19 protein-coding genes are annotated in these 18,583 nt (G+C 45.7%); 8 read left to right on the top strand and 11 right to left on the bottom strand.

The genetic code is table 11. The features are described from left to right. Nucleotides 1-93: 93 nt before the first annotated feature. Complete coding sequence (locus CHRO_RS20275; protein WP_015156093.1) at nucleotides 94-354, bottom strand: hypothetical protein; 261 nt, start codon at nucleotides 352-354, stop codon at nucleotides 94-96. Nucleotides 355-393: 39 nt separating this feature from the next. Continuing rightward, nucleotides 394-846 carry a hypothetical protein gene (locus CHRO_RS20280; RefSeq protein WP_015156094.1) on the bottom strand — a complete coding sequence of 151 codons (453 nt, stop codon included), beginning with the start codon at nucleotides 844-846 and terminating at the stop codon, nucleotides 394-396. A 180-nt stretch (nucleotides 847-1,026) separates the two neighbouring features. Here CHRO_RS20280 and CHRO_RS34485 point away from each other — a divergent pair, with 180 nt between their 5' ends. From CHRO_RS34485 to CHRO_RS20305, 6 genes are all read left to right on the top strand, one after another. Then, a complete protein-coding gene (locus CHRO_RS34485) occupies nucleotides 1,027-1,158 on the top strand; it encodes a hypothetical protein (RefSeq protein WP_281168597.1) in 132 nt (43 codons plus the stop codon). Nucleotides 1,159-1,280: 122 nt separating this feature from the next. Then, a complete protein-coding gene (locus CHRO_RS20285; RefSeq protein ID WP_015156095.1) occupies nucleotides 1,281-2,810 on the top strand; it encodes a DEAD/DEAH box helicase family protein in 1,530 nt (509 codons plus the stop codon). A gap of 48 nt (nucleotides 2,811-2,858) precedes the next feature. After that, nucleotides 2,859-4,073: a DUF790 family protein gene (locus CHRO_RS20290; protein WP_015156096.1), complete on the top strand. Its 1,215-nt coding sequence runs from the start codon at nucleotides 2,859-2,861 to the stop codon at nucleotides 4,071-4,073. Between the two features lie 377 nt (nucleotides 4,074-4,450). Then, a complete protein-coding gene (gene pdxR / locus CHRO_RS20295; protein ID WP_015156097.1) occupies nucleotides 4,451-5,995 on the top strand; it encodes a MocR-like pyridoxine biosynthesis transcription factor PdxR in 1,545 nt (514 codons plus the stop codon). A gap of 177 nt (nucleotides 5,996-6,172) precedes the next feature. Next, nucleotides 6,173-6,598, top strand: coding sequence for a pentapeptide repeat-containing protein (locus CHRO_RS20300; protein WP_015156098.1), 426 nt, complete (start codon nucleotides 6,173-6,175; stop codon nucleotides 6,596-6,598). An 86-nt stretch (nucleotides 6,599-6,684) separates the two neighbouring features. Next, the gene (locus CHRO_RS20305; protein ID WP_015156099.1) at nucleotides 6,685-7,455 is read left to right on the top strand and encodes a Uma2 family endonuclease; all 771 of its coding nucleotides are present in this window, start codon (nucleotides 6,685-6,687) and stop codon (nucleotides 7,453-7,455) included. A gap of 23 nt (nucleotides 7,456-7,478) precedes the next feature. Here CHRO_RS20305 and CHRO_RS20310 read toward each other — a convergent pair whose 3' ends face one another. Then, the gene (locus CHRO_RS20310; RefSeq protein ID WP_015156100.1) at nucleotides 7,479-8,063 is read right to left on the bottom strand and encodes a PAP/fibrillin family protein; all 585 of its coding nucleotides are present in this window, start codon (nucleotides 8,061-8,063) and stop codon (nucleotides 7,479-7,481) included. Nucleotides 8,064-8,340: 277 nt separating this feature from the next. On the opposite strand from CHRO_RS20310, the gene CHRO_RS20315 reads away from it, so the two are divergent. Next, nucleotides 8,341-8,598: a DUF3134 domain-containing protein gene (locus CHRO_RS20315; protein ID WP_015156101.1), complete on the top strand. Its 258-nt coding sequence runs from the start codon at nucleotides 8,341-8,343 to the stop codon at nucleotides 8,596-8,598. Between the two features lie 169 nt (nucleotides 8,599-8,767). Further along, nucleotides 8,768-9,877 carry a phospho-N-acetylmuramoyl-pentapeptide-transferase gene (gene mraY, locus CHRO_RS20320; RefSeq protein WP_015156102.1) on the top strand — a complete coding sequence of 370 codons (1,110 nt, stop codon included), beginning with the start codon at nucleotides 8,768-8,770 and terminating at the stop codon, nucleotides 9,875-9,877. A gap of 153 nt (nucleotides 9,878-10,030) precedes the next feature. Here the strand turns inward: mraY and CHRO_RS20325 are convergent, their stop codons facing one another. The 8 genes from CHRO_RS20325 to mtnA all read right to left on the bottom strand — a co-directional run bounded on the left by CHRO_RS20325 (nucleotide 10,031) and on the right by mtnA (nucleotide 18,521). Further along, nucleotides 10,031-10,732 (bottom strand): hypothetical protein, encoded by a 702-nt coding sequence (locus CHRO_RS20325; protein WP_015156103.1) that lies wholly within the window; start codon nucleotides 10,730-10,732, stop codon nucleotides 10,031-10,033. Nucleotides 10,733-11,130: 398 nt separating this feature from the next. Further along, nucleotides 11,131-11,634 (bottom strand): MogA/MoaB family molybdenum cofactor biosynthesis protein, encoded by a 504-nt coding sequence (locus CHRO_RS20330; protein ID WP_015156104.1) that lies wholly within the window; start codon nucleotides 11,632-11,634, stop codon nucleotides 11,131-11,133. Nucleotides 11,635-11,648: 14 nt separating this feature from the next. Next, nucleotides 11,649-11,984, bottom strand: coding sequence for a photosystem II reaction center protein Psb28 (gene psb28 / locus CHRO_RS20335; RefSeq protein WP_015156105.1), 336 nt, complete (start codon nucleotides 11,982-11,984; stop codon nucleotides 11,649-11,651). A 123-nt stretch (nucleotides 11,985-12,107) separates the two neighbouring features. Then, nucleotides 12,108-13,874: a tetratricopeptide repeat-containing S1 family peptidase gene (locus tag CHRO_RS29890; RefSeq protein WP_015156106.1), complete on the bottom strand. Its 1,767-nt coding sequence runs from the start codon at nucleotides 13,872-13,874 to the stop codon at nucleotides 12,108-12,110. A 194-nt stretch (nucleotides 13,875-14,068) separates the two neighbouring features. Next, the gene (locus CHRO_RS20345; RefSeq protein WP_106167817.1) at nucleotides 14,069-14,923 is read right to left on the bottom strand and encodes a S1 family peptidase; all 855 of its coding nucleotides are present in this window, start codon (nucleotides 14,921-14,923) and stop codon (nucleotides 14,069-14,071) included. Further along, nucleotides 14,924-15,592 (bottom strand): COP23 domain-containing protein, encoded by a 669-nt coding sequence (locus tag CHRO_RS20350; protein ID WP_015156108.1) that lies wholly within the window; start codon nucleotides 15,590-15,592, stop codon nucleotides 14,924-14,926. Nucleotides 15,593-15,906: 314 nt separating this feature from the next. Next, nucleotides 15,907-17,343: a serine/threonine-protein kinase gene (locus CHRO_RS29895; RefSeq protein WP_015156109.1), complete on the bottom strand. Its 1,437-nt coding sequence runs from the start codon at nucleotides 17,341-17,343 to the stop codon at nucleotides 15,907-15,909. A gap of 113 nt (nucleotides 17,344-17,456) precedes the next feature. Next, a complete protein-coding gene (gene mtnA / locus CHRO_RS20360) occupies nucleotides 17,457-18,521 on the bottom strand; it encodes an S-methyl-5-thioribose-1-phosphate isomerase (protein WP_015156110.1) in 1,065 nt (354 codons plus the stop codon). Nucleotides 18,522-18,583: the final 62 nt, after the last annotated feature.

Raw genomic sequence — 18,583 nt, forward strand, 5'->3', positions numbered from 1 at the left:
TGGCTATTTGGTTGTTTTCTCCCTTGTCCCCCTTGTCTCCCCTGTCTCCCTTGTCTCCCTCAGCTCTCTTCCCTCTGCTCCCTGCTCCCAATTTTATGCATGTAAATTCGCTTGTTCTTGCAACCAAGGATCGACTGGTTGTCCGTCTTTGCGCCGTAGTTCGATTTCAACTGCAATGACGGCTTTGGAGCCAGGTGGAGCTGGTTTTTGATGGAAAAGAATGTCGTAGTCAGCAGGATTTTCGTTACGTTGTTTTAACCAATCTTGCACCTTGATTGTGGCAAAAAACGATTGTCCCTGCTCGAACAAGCGAGTAATTTCCATCTGCAAGTTGTAGGGATTGTGTCGCGGCATAGTAATATTTTTTGTTAGGTTTTTCTAATAAATGCTCTTCTAAAAAATGTAAATCGATCCACTCTTAGCAATTCTGACTACACTCATTCTGCTATCTTCTCTAGATAAAACTTGGACTGTCACATCATTGTTTTGTTTATCAACAGTCGTTTTATACTTCAATCCGCCAGTCTTGCTAGTAGGAGTTTGAGGTGCGGGATCGTAAATAGCAACATCGATGGGGAGGAAGGAAATTTTTTCTTGAACGCTGTCCCCGACTGGTAAATCTTTCTCGTCGCGATCGTCGAGAAAATTGTATTTTAAAGGTGACTTGGTGCGATTAACTAACATCACATTAACAGGACCACCAGGATTCACTCGCGATACTGGCTGCCAGTAATTAGATTGATAAGCGCTGACAGGAGAGTTTTGGGCAAAAATTGGCACGGCTATGCTGATACAGAGCGAAACTATCGTCAGCCAAAGTAATTTTTTCCAAGCTTGCCCTAGCATAACTTCCCTACCTTGCAACGACTGCTATCTAAACAAGTGAGATGCTAATTAACTCAAGTTTGTATATTATGATTCATATTTTGCGAAGTGTGAACTATACTGGCGTAGATTTACGTAAGTAACCGCAATTGTAGGCGGGAGTCGGGAGTCGGAGACAAAATTCACGCTCGCGCATTCAAAATGGGGACAAGGGGGACAAGGAAGCAGGGGAGCAGGGGAGCAGGGGAGCAGAGGAGCGATAACCAACAACCAACAACCAACAACCAACAACAAATTTCCCACACCCTACACCCCTTCTTCACTGATAACTGATAACTGATTATTGCCAGCCGTTCCAGTCTCTTTATAGAGTGAGTAAAGTAAACAAACATCAGCACTCATTGTCAGCTGCTCATCACTGACGACTTACAACTTACGACTTACAACTTTTTTTAATGCCTCGTACTCCTACTTTATCGTTCGATCGCGGTACGTTAATTTTGCACCCACCACCCAGAGGTAAATCGTGGATGGACTATGCGACGTGGGATGACAGGGTAGAAAAATTTCGCATTCCCGCCATTCAATATCGCCAAGTTGTAGAAGCACTACAAGCAGAAGGAAGTTACTTTAGCGACGAAGCTAAAGCCTTTGAACCGCTAGAACTATCTCCTAGCATGGAAATGGAGCCATATCCGCATCAAAGCGAGGCATTGGCAGCCTGGAAACTAGCCGGACGTAGGGGAGTTGTCGTGTTACCAACAGCGGCGGGGAAAACTTATCTAGCGCAGTTGGCGATGCAAGCCACTCCCCGCAGCACGTTGATTGTCGTGCCAACTTTGGATTTGATGCACCAGTGGTACGCTCACTTAACAGCAGCATTTCCCGATGTTGAAGTGGGATTATTAGGGGGTGGTTCCCGCGATCGCACGCCCATATTAGTATCGACATACGATAGTGCGGCAATTCATGCCGAAGCATTAGGCAACCGTTACGCGCTGTTGATCTTTGACGAATGCCATCACCTACCCACAGATTTTAATCGCGTCATTGCCGAATACGCGATCGCACCATATCGTCTCGGACTGACTGCAACCCCAGAACGCACCGATGGCAAACACTCAGACTTAAATCTGCTCATCGGACAAGAAATCTATCGCAAAACTGCCGCAGATTTAGCCGGTAAAGCGCTGGCAGAACACGAAGTCGTGCAGATTAAAGTCAAACTATCACAACACGAACGCGATCGCTACAACCAACTGATTCAAACCCGTAACGACTTTCTCCGCGAAGCCAAAATCTCTCTTGGTAGCCTTAAAGGATGGCAATTATTCGTCCAAGCTAGTGCCAGATCCGCCGCCGGACGCAGAGCCATGATAGCACACCGCCAAGCCAAAGAAATTGCTTTAGGTACGGATGGCAAAATCAGAATTCTCGCCGACTTGTTAGCAGAACACTATCCAGAACGAACGCTAATTTTCACCGCCGACAACGCCACAGTCTACCGCATTTCGCAAGAATTTCTCATTCCCGCCATCACCCACCAAACCCCCGTCAAAGAACGCCACGAAGTTTTAACTAAATTTCGGGAAGGGGAATACAAAACCCTCATCGCCTCCCACGTTCTCAACGAAGGTGTAGACGTACCAGCCGCCAGAATTGCCATTATTTTATCCGGTACAGGCTCAGCACGGGAATACATTCAACGCTTAGGGCGAGTTCTACGTAAAGGTAAAGACAAAGACAAATTTGCCCTCATGTATGAAGTCGTAGCCGAAGACACCAGCGAAGAAAGAACTTCAGTGAGGAGACGAGGAGTGAAGAGGAGTGAGGAGCGAGGGGCAAGGAGTGAGGGGAAAGTTACGCAGTTAGAGATCTTACCTACCAAACAGATTACCTATGGAAGTGGCGATCGCACCAGCCAACGCGCCGCTGAATCTTCAGGAAAATGGGACGATAATAACTCCCTAGAAACCGAAGAATAACTTTGTCCCTTTGCGCCTTTGCGTCTTTGCGCGACCAAATCTTAATCTATGCTTCCAACCGACTTACTCATGCACCGCCAAAACGGGGAAGAAATCACCCCTAAACGGCTCAAAATAGACAAACACAATCTAGAAATCGCCACTGATATTATTACCACATTCCAAGAAAATCTCGGTAATATCCAAGCAGCACTCGACCGACAACTACAAGAACTCGAAGGAGATAGCCCGGATTATCGCCTCAAACGCGGCTTAGCTTATCTCCTGCGTAGTAGCTTCTGTGAATTTGAAATTGTCAGCCCCTTAGAACCACCAATGCTGCGCGAACGAGTCTTCGCCCTTGCAGCACAATCGGCTCCCAGTCCCCAGCAAAGCCACCAGGTATTAGAACAGTTAGCATTACAACTCAGCCGCGAATTAGACAAAGAAGTCTTCCCCGAACAAATTCGCACGGGTTTGTATGCAGACTTAGCAGAAAATCGCATCATGACGCGGTTCGAGCCGCCAACACCAGAAGCACTACTGCACCGCTACAATTTATCCCAAGTTCAAGGGGTATTTTATCGCGCCAGCCACCTGACTCTCAACGCTCATCGCAACGTTCCAGGAGAATACAAGCTGTTATTTCGCTATCTCAAATTATTTCAATTAATGGCATACATCGAAGGAGATGCCGACCACGGATTTACAATTACGGTTGATGGTCCGGCGAGTTTATTTAATCCTAGTACGAGATATGGGCTGGCGATCGCCAAACTTATTCCGGCTTTACTCCACGTCACCAAATGGAGTTTGAGCGCAATTTTACAAACCCGCGATTTCTACACTAATAACTGGAAAACAGGACGATTTACGCTGAATTCTGAGTGCGGTTTAGTCTCTCATTATCCACCAGGTAAACCTTATGACAGTATGCTAGAAGCGGCTTTTGTCGAGCGTTGGAATGCTACAAAAACCGAATGGGTACTAGAGCGAGAAGTCGATCTAATTCCAATTCCTGGTAGCGTCATGATTCCCGATTTTCGTTTGGTACATCCTGACGGACGAGTATTTTTGTTAGAAATTGTGGGGTACTGGCGACCGGAATATTTACAAAAGAAATTTTCTCAAGTTCGTCGCGCTCAATCCGATAATTTGATTTTGGCAATTTCCGAACGATTGAATTTAGAAAAAGCAGGTGTCAAAATGAATGATGTGCCAGCTAGGATTGTTTGGTTTAAAGATAAGCTCTTGCCAAGAGATGTATTGAAGGTGATGGATTAAACTTGGCTCAATAACTGGCGATCTCCTGACAGTTTCCCGTGTAGAGACGTTACATGTAACGTCTCTACACGGACAACCGATTTCACGATTCATCTAGGATTGCTACAGAAAAATCAGTTTATCTACCAGTACAGCGATCGCAATTCTCAGCTGTCCTAGTTCAAATACACTGAATTGTACCGGGTACAGTTTGGAAAAATCTTTTATAGTGCAATTATCAGTTATCAGTTATCGTTGGGGCGGGTTTAGCCAATAGATTGACAATTAAAACGGTAAATTTTTGGTCAAAACCCGCCCGTACACAAGTCAGTTATCAGTTATCAGTGGTGCGTGACAAGTGAAATAACCAATTACCCATTACCCATTACCAATTTATTATGAAAATTATTTTAAATCGCCATTCTTCCCAACCGCTTTATTTACAAATTCGCAATTATTTGAGTCGTTTGATTCAATCTGGTAAACTCCCACCTGGGGAAAAATTGCCTTCAATTCGGAATTTAGCAGCAAGTGTTGGTGTGAATAAATTGACGATTGTTGAGGCTTATGCTGTATTAGAAGCTGACGGTTTAATTCAATCTCGTCCAGGTGCGGGATATTTTGTCAGCAATACTGTATCCTCACCACAATGGCGATCGCATTTTGCTCCAACTCAAAAAGTGACGATTTCTGAAACGGGAGAAACTTTTTGCGAGCAAATTATGGCTACTTTGCAAGCTCAACAACAAAAAGACATTATTAATTTTAGTTCTGGATTTCCTCTAACACAAGAATCGGCTAATTTTCAACGCATTGCCAAACGAGCGATCGCCAATTCTACCGATACTTTATTTCGCTACGATCTGCCACAAGGACAGCTTGTTTTACGCCAACAAATAGCTCAGATGCTATTAAACCAAGGTCTAGAAGTTTCCCCTGAAGAAATTATCGTGACCAATGGTTCGGAACAAGGATTATCGCTGGCAATGCGTTACTATCTTCAGCCTGGAGATTGGGTAATAGTTGAAACGCCTACCTATCACGGAGCTTTGGGAATACTAGCAAATTTGGGCGTTAAAGTTATTGGTATTCCCATGACAGCAGAAGGTATGAATTTGGAGTTACTGGAACAATATCTTTGCAGTCATCGCCCTAAATTAATTTATACAATTAGTACTTTACACAATCCGACTGGGATTACGACTTCCCAAACTCATCGCCAAAAATTGTTAGCTCTGGCTCAACAATACGAATGTCCCATTTTGGAAGATAATGCTTATGAAGCGCTAAATTTTGAATCTGAGCCTGTTGCAGCTCCAATTAAAGCTTTAGATCGCAGCGATATTGTCACCTATATTAGTACGTTTTCTAAAACTTTAATGCCTGGATTGCGAGTCGGTTACACGGTTGTGACGGGCAAGCATTATCAACCAATTTTAGAACAGAAAATTCTGCAAGATTTGCACTCATCTACAGTTTCGCAAGCAATTGTCAGCGAGTTTTTGGCTGGCGGACATTATCGTCGCTATCTCAACCGCTTGCGGACAAACCATCTTCACAGCCGTAACGCCATGCTTCAGGCTTTAGAGCGTTATTTTCCTGCCCAAGCCAGTTGGACTATTCCCCAGGGAGGGCTATTTCTTTGGGTACATTTACCAGAAGGTATATCCGTACAAGCGATTTGTCGAGAAGCATTATCTCGTAAGATTCTTGTCGCCTCTGGAACGGCATTTTTTCCCAATCACCAAGGTTATCCAGCCCTGCGCTTAAATTTTTCTAATTCCCTTGCAGACATCGATCGCGGGGTTGCTGTGTTGGGCGAGCTAGTACAAAAATATTTAGTAGCAGTCGTGCCTCAACCTAGTCGCGCGATTAGCGATCGCTCTCTGGAAATAGCGAGCAACGTGCGCGTTCCAAATCTGGGAATGTTGACAAAAAATTAGGTGCAAGGCTATTGACAAAATACATCTTTTTTGCTGCAAGCCTTGATATTTTCTCTCTAAGGTTGAGTATAATTGCTATCCAGTTCCACCTATTGCCTGATGGAAATAGCATTTTAGTTGCGCGATCCTAGTAACAAGCTACTAGATAGCTGCATCCGTGAATTGAGGTGAAGCAAGATGAAACTAGCAATGCTCTCTACTACGGTTGCGATCGCTGCTCTTTCGATTGCGACTCCTGTACGGGCAGAAAACCCAGCTCATGTCAGACAATTACTGGCAACCGGAGAATGCCCGAGTTGCGATCTTTCTGGGGCAGATTTGAGTGGCGCTCATTTAATTGGTGCGGATTTGCGAAATGCAAATTTATCAGGTGCTAACCTGACAAATGCCAATTTAGAAGGTGCAGATTTAGAGGGTGCTAACTTACAAAAAGCCAATTTGCAGAAAGTTTTGGCTAGCGATACAAGTTTAATTGATGCAAATTTAAAAGGTGCTAATTTTCAACAAGCACAATTAGCAAGTACAATTTTTGACGGTGCTGTTGTAACTGGCGCGAATTTCCAAGGTGCGAAACTCTACACGGCAAATTTTAGCGATCGGTAGTCAGTTTCAGTTATCAGTTATCAAACGTTGCTGCCTTCTTGCACTAGACTATAATACGTGTGTCTGCATTCCCAGGTTTAAATGCGATGTCCCTGGCAAAAGACCTAGAAACTCCAGAAATTGAACCAGAAGATGTTATCTTTCCTCCTGGGGACTTATGGAGTGACGAACCGCCTTTGGAAAGCGAACTGCATTTACGCCAACTGCTACTGCTAATTGAATGCTTGGAATTGTGGTGGAAAGACCGTCAAGATTTCTATGCTTTCGGCAATCTCACCATATACTACAGTCCTCGCCAACTTAAATCAGAACAATTTCGGGGTCCCGATTTCTTTGTCGTGCTGGGTACAGAACGCAAACCGCGCAAAAGCTGGGTTGTTTGGCAAGAGGATGGCAAGTATCCGAATGTCATTGTAGAAGTTCTCTCCGATACAACCGCCAAAACTGACAGGGGTTTAAAAAAACAAATTTACCAAGATACTTTTCGCACTCCAGAATATTTCTGGTTCGACCCAAAAACTTTTGAATTTAAGGGCTTTCAATTGGTTGGAGGTCAATACCAAGAACTACAGCCAAATCCTCAAGGTTGGTTGTGGAGTCAGCAGCTAGAGTTGTATTTAGGGATTTCTGAAGAAAAGTTACGGTTTTTTACTCCTGATGGTCAATTAATACCGACTCCGCAAGAAGTGGCGATCGCCGAACAGCAGCAAAGAGAACTAGCGCAACAGCAAGCACAAGCAGCGCAACAGCAAGCACAAGCAGCGCAACAGCAAGCACAAGCAGCGCAACAACAGGCAATAGAGTTAGAGTCTATGTTGGCACGCTACCGAGAACGCTTCGGTGAATTGCCAGATTGAAATAATGACTATAATCTCAAAAATTAAACTTTAGTTAATACGAAGATACTACCCTCATTCCCCCGTCCGATGCGTAAATCGCTATCAAGGTAGGTAATATCTACCCAGCCTTGTTGTCTGTTACTGTTAATCTTGGTATCCAAAGCCGGAAATTTTTTTCCTGCTTCTATCTCTTGAATAAAACTAGCAGGAGATTGATAGCTAAATAAGCGTTGTAACCCAATAATCGATCGCTCGAATTTAACTTCAATCCGGCGTTCGGAGACAGGAGTAAATTTAGCTACAACGCTAACTACCCCTTCAAGAAAAGGTAAACCGTAAACCTCGGCAATATTGTAAAGACTTTGAGTTTGAACGCGAACGCATTGATAAATTTGTCCGAGTTTGAGTAATGGGAATTGGTCGATATTTAACAATCCTTTACTTGTCGTATAGAGCAAGCGCCAGTCTCCATTCAAAAGTTCGCTAGCTTCTACCGGACGAGGTGTAGGATTACGGTCTTCTAACTGAGCGATCGCGGCAAGGACAGCTTGTTTATCTACTTCTGTTGATAACAACCCGCGATTCTTACCAGCAATCTTTTCCAAAAGTGTTTCTTTTCCTAACATTTTTATCTCCTCTTGGTCGGGTGTAGAGACGTTACATGTAACGTCTCTACACGGGAAACGTTCAAAAATCAATTTGGATTGCTATATATAATCTCATCATACGGAGCTACGTAGTTTTTGCTATCTATTATTAGATAAATCTTTTTGTCAGAGCTGTTATTGCAGTCATCTGTCACTTACAACAACCAACAACCAACTACCAATTACCAACTACCAATTACCAAGTGATAAACTTTAGGTGTATAATTACATCCCCCTGTCTAGATAAAGCTTAGGTATGCACAACTCTCCGCTTAGAGAAGAACCACGGGAACAGCCAGCTCGTGTCATTCCTTTAAAACAAGAATCGTCACTCATTGACTGGTTGCAATCTAACGGTCGGTTGATCCCCCGCGATGGCGTTCAGGAACCAGATCTGCTAACCGAAGTGGAAGACGGCGACTCTTCTCTCGACTTGCTTGAAGGTGATGATGTTGGCGATTTCTACGATGATGACGATGATTTAGGAGATATTGATGAAGCTGATGATGCGTAGCTGAGAGTCATTTGTCATCTGTCATTGGTCATTAGCAACTCACAAATGATGAAGAATCAATGACCAATGACTCTTCAAAAATATTACATTTAAATACTTTCAAGGCAGCACTTTCGATTCAGTTCCGATAATGTCCTCAGCACGTATCTAGTCAAAAGGCAACTTTGTTGTGGACGCGAAATCATCTTCTTTCTGGTCTTTCCATCTCTCCGGTACGAGACTGCTTATCGTCCTAAGCCTTGCACTCGCTACCGCCTCGCTGACTCTCGATCTAACAGCGCAGCGCCTACCCTGGCAAGGGCGATCGCTAACTTTTCCTTTCTTATTCTGCGCTGCTGTCACTGCCGCAGTTGGTTTTTGGATAGTCCCGATCCTTCAGCAGTTAAAAGCCGGACAAGTCATTCGCGAAGACGGTCCCCAAGCACACTTAAAAAAAGCAGGTACGCCGACGATGGGTGGCATATTTTTTGTACCTGTAGCGGTCATCGCTAGCATCATCTTATCGGCGCTGGTGCTGGGAATCCAAAACCTCGCCCCTGTATTGGCGATCGCTGGAATTACGGTCGGTTACGGGTTTATTGGCTGGTTGGATGATTGGCAAATTTTGCGTCGCCAGTCTAATAAAGGTATTTCCCCACGTCTGAAACTGGCTCTGCAAGTTGGTTTCGGTTGCCTATATTGCCTGTGGCTGTGGAGTCGATCGGGGGATCTGACGACGATCTCGTTACCTTTTGGGTTTGCTCTACCCTTGGGTTTGCTATTCTGGGCGTTAGCAGTGTTTGTCTTGACTGCCGAAAGCAATGCCACTAATTTAACCGATGGTGTGGATGGCTTGGCAGGAGGAACGGTAGCGATCGCGCTTTTAGGATTGGGAGCGATCGTCGCGCCTAATTTCCCCAGTTTGGCAATTTTCTGTGCTTGTTTGAGCGGTAGCTGTATCGGCTTTTTAGTACATAACCGCAATCCCGCTCGCGTCTTTATGGGAGATACGGGTTCTTTAGCACTAGGAGGCGCGTTAGCAGGAGTCGCTCTCATGAGTAACACCCTCTGGGCGCTATTTATTCTCAGTGGGATCTTTTTTGTCGAATCTTTATCAGTGATCGCACAAGTTAGTTATTACAAAGCCACCAAAGGAGCCGATGGTAAAGGAAAGCGTCTGTTTAAAATGGCTCCCTTTCACCACCATTTAGAATTGTCTGGATGGTCGGAACTACAAGTGGTTGCCGTATTCTATGCAATTAATGCTTTTTTGGCTTTGGTATCTATTTGGCTGGCTTGAGCGATTGAAAAACAAACCACAAACATTTCGTAGGGGCGTAGACATAGACATTTTGTAGGGATATTTCGTAGGGGCGCACAGCTGTGCGCCCCTACAAGTTTTATGCACTGGACTGAGAATCGCGATCAGTTAAACGGCGATCGCGCCACAGAACTACATGAATCCGCCGCCAGCACCACCGCCGAAAGGATTGCCCCCGCCACCGAAGGGATTTTCACCACCGCCAGCACCACCGCCGAAGGGATTTTCACCACCGCCAGCACCGCCGCCGAAGGGATTTTCGCCACCGCCAGCACCGCCACCGAAGGGGTTTTCACCACCACCAGAAGCGCCAACATTGCCGAAGACATCTTCAAAGCTGTCGATGCCAACTTCTTGCAACGAACCCCAAGGCGATCGTTGAAAGAGGCTATCCATATCGGTGCTGTCGCTCATCCCAGTGCTGTCACCACTACCTTCACTACCTTCACTACCTTCACTATCGGGGTTGGACTCCCCGCCAGATACCTGACTAAAATCCCATGTATAACTACCGGAATCGCCAGTAGCACCACCAGTTAGAGAATCGCTACCTTCTGATGTTTCACCTGAATCGCTCGAAGTCTCGCGATCGCCCCAAGGGGCTGAGTTTGTTCCTACAATGTTATCCGAACTTAACTGTTCGCCTTGTGGTTGACCGCTCTCATCTGTGAATTGTATTGTCATATTCGTACCTACAGCAAAGGGTTCGCTACTATCAGTTGGTAGATTGCTATCAGCAGGAAGTTGCAATGTAACGTTCGATCCAACAGCAAAAGGTGTATCTTCACTGTTGGTCATATCGTTACCGTTATTGTCATTTTCAGACGTTGCCATTCAACAAGAATCCTCTTAACTTTTATGACTGAAATTGCATAGAGCCTAAGCACATTTTTTGCCAAAAATATTTTTGACCAGCAATTTGTTTGTACTTAAAAACCCGAAGATTGTCTTTTTACTTCTAGTTTTGGCAATTTAAGCTAGAAGAATGTAGAAAAGAGAGCATGGCAAGCTCGACAATTTGCTCGATCGCAGTCAAATTGCAAGCTTAATTCCATCGATAAAAATGCAACAATCGCTACACTATGCCTAGCAGTTTATGCAAGTTACGAAAAGATTACTATGAGAAATATTTAGATTAACTTGTCAGTTCTTTTGAATGGTGGAGAGATAAAATTTTATATTTCTACTTATATCTTTTGCTAGATGTCTGCACATCGATCGGCGATCGCCAACTACTTGCGTAACTGTCTGACTAAATGAGTCAACTCTGGCAAAATTAGCTTTTCCATTGCCAGTTGTACGGCGTTAGTAGAACCTGGAAGCGAAAAAATGAGTTTACCCTGATATACACCCGCGATCGCTCGCGAAGCTATGGCGCGGGAACCAATGTCTTGATAGCTCAGATACCGAAATAATTCGCCAAATCCTGGTAAAGTTTTCTCTAGTAAAGAGGCGATCGCGTCGTAGGTTGTATCTCTGGGGGCGATACCCGTACCCCCATTAAAAATTGCCACATCTAAATTTACACGCTGGCTGAACGATTCTATCTGCGATCGAATTTGCTCTGGTTCGTCTTTAACAATCGCATAAAATCCCACAGTATGACGCGCTGCTACGAGCAATTGCTCGATTCGGCGACCGCTTTTATCTGTTTCTGGGGAACGGGTATCGCTGACGGTGATAACAGCACAACTGACTGTCAATCCTGGTATGTCAGGGTGAGGCTGATGTGTCACAGATTTCTAAAAAACTACGATTTGTTGAATCCCAAGCCGTGTTCGTTGGCGTATCTTTCCATAAACCGCATAAACCGATCCCACTCTTCGGTCGATTTCATCAGGTAGATCGCTTCAATGGCTTCTGGTTTACCGTTGATAAATTTTCCTTTGACTTCGCGGGTCACAAGTTCCCCTTCTTCATCAATCAAGTACATCCCCGTCACTTCTTCATTGCTACCCTCGCTCAAAATTTGGGGGTTTTGAAAATAAAAAGTTGCCGTACCATTACTCCCATCTCGCGATCGCGTCAAGCGTACATCTGGGACTGTTTCTTCGGTAACACCTTTAGAAAACTGAATCTGAGCCATAATGACGAGCTGTAAATTTCTATGATGAGTTGTTTAAGTATTTTCTCATCATTTTGAACTAGCTGACGCATCAGTTGTCAGTGTAGAGACGTTACATGTAACGTCTCTACACTGACTTAACCACTACCAAGTTGAGTTATTTTCGGGTTGCGCTGGTGCGGCAGATTCGGGAATATTACCCGAATCGCCAGAGTTAGTTGGTTGAGTGTTGGTTGGTTGAGAGTTAGTTGGTTGATTGAGATTGGTGGAATTATCTGATGGTGAAGTTGTTGTTGGAGTCACTACAGGTGCGGGTACTGCGGGAATTACGGGCATTGCTTGAATGCTCTCAATTTTCTCCAATGCTTTTTGATAATTCGTGCTGTCGTTTTTTTGTTGGAATATATTAGCAGCCAGCTGTAAGTCCTCGATCGCACCTTGGCGATCGCCTAAATCGCGTCGTACTAAACCTCGGTTGTAGTGAGCTTCGGCATTTTTCGGCTCTATACTGATGACTTTACTAAAATCATCAACTGCTCCTTGTCGGTCTCCCAAGCGGCGGCGGAGAATTGCTCTGTTGTTGTACACTGTCGTCCAACTCGGATCGAGATTTAAAGCATGGCTAAAATCGTCCAGCGCTCCTTTAGAGTCTCGCAACATCGTCCGAGCTAAGGCGCGATTGTAATATGCCCTAGAATTATCCGGTTCGAGCCGGACGACGCGATCGAAATCGTCAAACGTTCCCTGACCGTCTCCCATACTGCGGCGAATCGCACCGCGACTGTGATAGGCTTGAGCGTCGTTAGGAACGAGAGTGATGTAGCGATCGAAACTTGACAGCGCTTCCTGTTTGTTGCCCCGATTGTAAAGAATGACTGCCCGTTGATAATAAGCATTGGCATAGTTGGGGTCAAATTTCAGCGCTTGGTCGTAGTCTGCTAGCGCCCCCTGCTTGTCTCCTTGGTCGTAACGGGCGTTTCCCCTTTGATAGTAAGCGTCGGCGTAGTTGGGGTTGCGGGCGATCGCTTGAGTGTAGTTAGCAATTGCTCTGGATCGATCGCCGCGATCGCGTTCTACCGATCCTTTAGCGAAAAAGTCTGAAGCAGATTTGGGATTTTCTAACCTTTGAGCTGGTTTATCCGTACTGGGGGCAGTATCCACCGCGACTGCTGGAGCTTGAGGGATCTGCGATCGCATTGCCAAAAACGTATTAATCGGAATTGCCCCATTAAAGCCAGTTTTCATATTCACCGCCATCGTCGCGTCGCTTCCCTGCTGCTTCACGTCTACGCGATCGCTACCTCCCAACCCGTGAATCCCAACGACTCGACCATCAATATCAAAGACAGGACCGCCGCTCATTCCACCTTTTGTCACTGAGTTATAACGCAGTGTATAGCCTTCTGGCGCACTGCTGGGACGACTAGTCACGAATCCAGGCGAAAAGACAAAATCGCGGTCTGCACCAAATTTCCGGTCTAAAGCAGGGAAGCCCATGACAAAAATTTCTGCTCCTACAGGCACGTTAGACGGCGCTAGTTTGGCAACCGGGTATACAGCCGCACTACTAAATGTCACCAATGCCAAATCGGGGTCATTGGGGCTTTTTTGCAATTTTTCCGTACTCACAACTGCATAACTCTGACCATCATGAGTACGAATCGTATGCGGTGCAGGCATTAAAGCAACATGATTGCACGTCAAGACAGTGTAAGTATTGCCCTGTCGTTGAATAATCACTCCAGAACCGCCATCTTTAACTCCCATCGGAGGATTGACCTGCACCGTCATTGGACTGCCAATTTTGACAATTTCTTGAGGAGATAGAGCCAGCGCTAAATTATGGCTCGTTACTAACACTACTAAAGTTACCGTTCCGGTCAAAAGAGGATAAGTAAAGTTTGTTTTCATAAATCAGTTATCAGTTATCAGTTGTGGTAGGAGAGGACAGTTGCGTGCGGGGGTATCCCCCGTTGAGCAAACTGTCCGTGCGGGTGCGCGCAAGCAGTTTCACGGGCTTTAGCCATAATCTTCGCTTCATACCCACCCGTACAGTTGTCAGTTATCAGTTATCGGTTAATTTTGACTTCTGACTTTTGACTTCTTCACTTCAGTGCTTGCGAAAAAGCTGTAGTGGGAATTGCCCAGCTCAATGCTTCCATTTGCTGGTACATTTGCTCGGATGGTGCAGAACCATCAGTAAATGTAAATGCACTAATACCTTGAGGCGGGTATTTCAAGCGTCCGTTGATTCCAATTAGTTGTCCTTTGCGGTTCAAAACTGGACCACCACTCATCCCTGGATCGATCTCGTTGGTATAACCCAGTTGATATCCTTCCTGTAGAGATTTTTCTGGTAGCATTGCTACTTCACCTTCCGTCACCCGTAAGGCTTTAATACCCCAAGTTCTAGTGTCTTCGACTGCATCCGCACTCGTCCATTGCCAATTAGGAAATCCAGCTGCATAGATGGAATCACCGACAGCTACAGCTTTGGTATCGGCGATCGCCACGACTTGATATGCTGTTTTGCTGGTAAACTCTACCAAGGCTAAATCCGATCCAGACAATACAGGCGATCGCAACCGCTTGCCCACGTGCTTTTGTCCGTCTGCGGTTAGAATCGTGAAGCGCTCGTCCTCACCCTCACCCACAATGTGAGCGCAGGTCAATATGGTGTACGTTTCTCCTTTGTGCCGCACGATCGCGCCCGATCCTGTAGCAGCAGCGGCAAAAATTCGTACAGTCACTTGTCTGGCAACTACTGGCACTGCGATCGCTACGGCGGGTTCTACACTTGTAACCTGACTCATCAGCATCGGCTGAGACTGCGATCGCGCTAAGGCTTGCTCGGAGTTTTTTAGTATAGAAATATACGCTAAACTCGCAATTATCAGTGTACTTACCAAGACTTTAACAATCAATTTACCTCTTGCCTCTCGCCAACTACCAATTACCAACTACCAACTACTATTTGCAGGAGAGTTACTAGGTTGCTGCACGGGAGATGCCTCGCTTGCGCCTGTACCCGCTGATTCGTAACCAGCTGAAAAAGCCTCCTCTACTGCTGCTTCCATATCAATAGCGCCAGTAGTTGCAGTCTCACCTTCACCGCTAGCACTCTCACGAATTGCCGAATAGTCGGCACGCTGACCGAAACGCAGCAAATTGGCTAAAGCTGCACCAGGGTTTTTAGCATTTTCTGGAGAGAGGGTAAATAGCGTATTGCTTGTATCGCAGCTAGCACCAGAATTGACATAACAGATAACTGTCTCATTTTTAATGATTCCAGTTGTCAGGAGTAAATTACTTAGTCTCCCACCATTCGCGGCAACTGCTTTAGTCAACTTCTGGGAAACTAGCTGACAGCGTTCTTGAGGCGTATATTCTGCACTGACTTGTCTTTGCCAGGTAATCATTGGTGCAGAGCGTTGATTTCCCCTAGCTGCAACTGTAGCAAAGCCATTCCCAGAACGGACGCAAACAAAAGTGGTTGCCTGATTGGAGGTATTTTGTGGAGATACTTGAGTGCGACTGGTATTCTGCGCCCCTACTCGATCCTGAAATCCTATGGCACTGGCACATGTCAAGCTAGCTACTAAAACAAAGATTGGAAATTTAAATTTCATGAGGAACTTTTTTAATTATTAGTTATCAGTCATCAGTGTAGAGACGTTACATGTAACGTTTGTACAAAGTTATCGGTTAATTCCGACTCACGACTTATGACTTTCCTTACACTACTCACTCTCTATACAGACTGACATCTTAAATTTTCGTGAAATGTCTCGAATAATTTATTCAATTTTTCTTAACTTCCATAGAAAATAGTACCTTTTTTCTACCTGTTCGCAAGAAATTTAAGAATTTTTTGATTATTCTTCGTAATTTATTATACTTTGCTTGTATGCGTATTTTGAGGAGCTATGGCGCGATCGCTTACTTACCACGGTTCCAGAGGTTGTGGTGATGCGGGTGGCGTTGAAGGGGATTGAGTTGGAGGCTTGGATTGAGGTAGCAAAAAATACAAATAGAAAATGCCAGCCACAAGTGTCACTCCTGCTACTCCTAACACAAAGCCTGCACTAGACAATAACCATAAGTTTCTTCTAGTTCTTTGTGGTTCGCGACTATTTTGCTCAACGGAAGGGTTTTGCACCTGAGTTTGGCTCAACTGTTGCGCTCGTCTTGAGTCGGTTGGATTCGAGTCGGTTGGATTCGAGTTTATGGCATCGGTGCGATGAGCTGGCGGCGTATACTGCTTGGGTTGATGTTGGTGCAGATCGAATATGCGCGTTTGAGGAGTCTGAGTTCGATTGGACGAGGGGGAAGTTACTGACGGCGGTGTAGGCTTTCTCTCATCTGTAGCTGAGTTTGCCGAATTTGGGGCGATCGCCTCCTTGGTGGGTTGAGAATGGATAAAACCAGCAGTATGCCCCAAAGAAGTTGGTAGCACGGATTGTAGTGCCGCACTCAATTCCATCACTGAGCCAAAGCGTTGCTCTGGTTGCTTGTTTAAACAGCGCATGACAATTGCTTCTAGCTCGACCGACAAGTGTGCGCATTGAGGTTGCGATCGCAATGATTGAGGCATTTGGGAAGTGTGGGCAATTCCCCATGACACGCCACTCGTTTTGCGGGCTTCAGTTCCGAAGCCAAATGGATCGGAACCACTCAGCATCTCGTAGAGAATCATCCCCAAACTGTAAATATCTGCCCGTCCGTCGATGTTTTTCTCTATTTGTAACTGTTCTGGTGCAGCGTAGCGGAACGTGCCTAAGAACGTACTAGTCAGGTTAGTTAACTCTAGTGCTTCATCGCGAATTTTAGCAATCCCGAAATCGAGAATTTTAACTAACTCCCCTAAAGCGGTTGGGATCAGAAAAATATTATCGGGTTTGAGGTCGCGGTGAACGATTTGGATCGGATCGCTCGTGGTGACAACTCCCTCACGCCGAATCCTAACACCTTGGTGAGCGAGTTGCAGTCCCGCACAGACTTGACAGGCAATTTCAATCGTTCGTTCTACAGGCAATCGTGTCTCTCGTCGTAGGAGTTGCCCTAGTGTTTCGCCAACGAGATATTCCATCACGTAGAAAGGGTATCCCTCTTCCGTCACGCCGTAGTCACTAATATCGACAATATGGTCGCTTTTGAGGGCAGCACAAAGCATCGCCTCGCGCTCAAAACGTTTATGCAATGGAATCGAGACAGCGAGCGTGTCTCTCAGTAATTTCAGCGCTACCTCCTGTCCCAGCCGCGTATCCATAGCTAGATAAACGTTACCCATACCACCCGCACCGATGCGCTGTTCTAGATAATAGCGTCGGCAATCGCCAATAAAACGACCGATCCAGGGATCTGAGCTTGAAGTGTTCATCAAGAAGGTGGTGCGTGGTGCGTGGAGAATTCGGAATGCAAAATTCGGAATTCGGAATTAGTTTTGAATGCGTGAATGCGTGAATTGGAAGTTGCTCCGCGACTCTCTCTTCTCTATGCTACATATTTATGCTGTAACTCTTGCTGCAACTGACTGGGAGAAAATGCCCCATGCTCGGTAATAATTGCTGTAATCAAATGAGCGGGAGTTACGTCAAAAGCTGGGTTGTAAAATTCCACGCCTGCTGGAGTCAAGATAGTATCGTCAATCTGATAGACTTCAACCGGATCGCGTTCCTCAATTGGGATTTCTCGACCAGTGGCGATCGCAAAATCAATTGTTGCTACGGGTGCGGCAACATAAAAAGGAACGTCATGTGCCTTAGCTACCAGCGCTAAGCTGTACGTGCCAATTTTATTTGCCGTATCGCCATTAGCGGCGATGCGGTCAGCGCCCACCACAACGGCGTGAATCATACCTTGCTGCATACAGTGGGCAGCCATACTATCTGTAATTACCGTAACGGGTATCCCTTCCTGGACGCATTCCCAAGCAGTTAGTTTTGCTCCCTGGAGACGGGGACGAGTTTCATCGGCATAGAGGCGCGATAACCTACCACAAGACCAAGCAGAACGCACAACACCCAAAGCCGTACCATAACCTGCGGTTGCTAAGGCTCCAGCATTGCAATGAGTTAAGAGATTGAGTTGAGCGGGAGTTTTTGGCAAGAGTTCCAGACCGCGATCGCCAATTGCCTGACAAGTTTGTAAATCTTCGGTTTGAATTGTCTGTGCTGTAGTTAACAAAACTTGGCGAATTTCCTCAACCGTGCCAATCGTTTCGTAGGCAGTTTTTAACATGCGAGCGATCGCCCAAAATAAATTTACCGCTGTCGGACGGGTTGTTCGCAACATCTGAGCCACTTGCTCTAGCTGCGACAAAAACTGCTCCCGATCGTGGGTTTCAATCTCCCGCGCCCCCAAGTACATACCGTAGGCAGCAGCGATACCGATTGCTGGTGCGCCTCGGACAATCATCGTTTTGATTGCCTGTGCCATATCTTCACAGCGATGAATTTCCACAAAGGCATACTCGGCTGGCAAGTGCGTTTGGTCGATGAGTAAAACCGAGCCTTCGTACCAAATGACAGGGTAGACGTGGGTAGGACTAGAGATCATAGAGAGCTAGGGGCTAGGGAAAAGTCAAAAGTCAAAAGTCAAAAGCCAGGAGAAGCTGGATA

This window comes from Chroococcidiopsis thermalis PCC 7203 (assembly GCF_000317125.1).
Taxonomy (GTDB): Bacteria; Cyanobacteriota; Cyanobacteriia; order Cyanobacteriales; family Chroococcidiopsidaceae; genus Chroococcidiopsis; species Chroococcidiopsis thermalis.

Excerpts from the sequence above, each read along its gene's own strand:
- CHRO_RS34485 (WP_281168597.1), top strand. The coding sequence starts at position 1,027 with ATGGGGACAAGGGGGACAAGGAAGCAGGGGAGCAGGGGAGCAGGGGAG.
- CHRO_RS20285 (WP_015156095.1), top strand. The coding sequence starts at position 1,281 with ATGCCTCGTACTCCTACTTTATCGTTCGATCGCGGTACGTTAATTTTG.
- psb28 (WP_015156105.1), bottom strand. The coding sequence starts at position 11,984 with ATGGCTCAGATTCAGTTTTCTAAAGGTGTTACCGAAGAAACAGTCCCA.
- CHRO_RS20300 (WP_015156098.1), top strand. The coding sequence starts at position 6,173 with ATGAAACTAGCAATGCTCTCTACTACGGTTGCGATCGCTGCTCTTTCG.
- CHRO_RS20280 (WP_015156094.1), bottom strand. The coding sequence starts at position 846 with ATGCTAGGGCAAGCTTGGAAAAAATTACTTTGGCTGACGATAGTTTCG.
- CHRO_RS29895 (WP_015156109.1), bottom strand. The coding sequence starts at position 17,343 with ATGAACACTTCAAGCTCAGATCCCTGGATCGGTCGTTTTATTGGCGAT.
- CHRO_RS20325 (WP_015156103.1), bottom strand. The coding sequence starts at position 10,732 with ATGGCAACGTCTGAAAATGACAATAACGGTAACGATATGACCAACAGT.
- CHRO_RS20350 (WP_015156108.1), bottom strand. The coding sequence starts at position 15,592 with ATGAAATTTAAATTTCCAATCTTTGTTTTAGTAGCTAGCTTGACATGT.
- CHRO_RS29890 (WP_015156106.1), bottom strand. The coding sequence starts at position 13,874 with ATGAAAACAAACTTTACTTATCCTCTTTTGACCGGAACGGTAACTTTA.
- CHRO_RS20310 (WP_015156100.1), bottom strand. The coding sequence starts at position 8,063 with ATGTTAGGAAAAGAAACACTTTTGGAAAAGATTGCTGGTAAGAATCGC.
- CHRO_RS20275 (WP_015156093.1), bottom strand. The coding sequence starts at position 354 with ATGCCGCGACACAATCCCTACAACTTGCAGATGGAAATTACTCGCTTG.
- mtnA (WP_015156110.1), bottom strand. The coding sequence starts at position 18,521 with ATGATCTCTAGTCCTACCCACGTCTACCCTGTCATTTGGTACGAAGGC.
- CHRO_RS20290 (WP_015156096.1), top strand. The coding sequence starts at position 2,859 with ATGCTTCCAACCGACTTACTCATGCACCGCCAAAACGGGGAAGAAATC.
- CHRO_RS20305 (WP_015156099.1), top strand. The coding sequence starts at position 6,685 with ATGTCCCTGGCAAAAGACCTAGAAACTCCAGAAATTGAACCAGAAGAT.
- CHRO_RS20315 (WP_015156101.1), top strand. The coding sequence starts at position 8,341 with ATGCACAACTCTCCGCTTAGAGAAGAACCACGGGAACAGCCAGCTCGT.
- pdxR (WP_015156097.1), top strand. The coding sequence starts at position 4,451 with ATGAAAATTATTTTAAATCGCCATTCTTCCCAACCGCTTTATTTACAA.